The organism is Thiomicrorhabdus heinhorstiae, from assembly GCF_013391765.2.
GTDB classification, from domain to species: domain Bacteria; phylum Pseudomonadota; class Gammaproteobacteria; order Thiomicrospirales; family Thiomicrospiraceae; genus Thiomicrorhabdus; species Thiomicrorhabdus heinhorstiae.
In genome coordinates this window covers 1-405 of sequence record NZ_JACBGI020000084.1, presented here as the reverse complement: position 1 = coordinate 405, position 405 = coordinate 1, and the positions used below count along the sequence as shown (strand labels likewise).

Annotated in this window: 1 pseudogene; it reads left to right on the top strand. The window is 35.1% G+C overall.

Annotation, left to right across the window (positions count from 1 at the left end):
• Positions 1 to 156: 156 nt before the first annotated feature.
• Positions 157 to 405, top strand: a pseudogene (locus H8792_RS12470) (transposase); the annotation flags it as partial.

Below are 405 nucleotides of genomic sequence, written 5' to 3'. Positions count from 1 at the left end.
ACAAATGATGAAGCCCTTAAGTATTGGGTGATGGATCAATTAAGCCAAGAACCAGTTGGTTATGATGATGTATTGAGATTTTTAATTGATTCACTAAATTCGCAGTTGATGATGGAAGCGTTTTAAGGAGTTCATTCTGATAATGATTTAAATCTTTCAACACTTAAGTATGTCGGCTATAAAGAACGGAAAGAAGTTGCTGCCGATTTAAAACAAATTTATCAATCCGTTACCGAGGAGGAAGCCCTACTTGAATTAGATAAGTTTGAACAAAAATGGAAGGCTAAGTTTCCAAGTATCAGTAAGTCTTGGAGAAGAAAATGGGATAATGTTGCCACTTTATTCCTGTATCCAGAAGCGATTCGAAAAGTGATTTATACCACCAATACCATTGAATCACTTAAC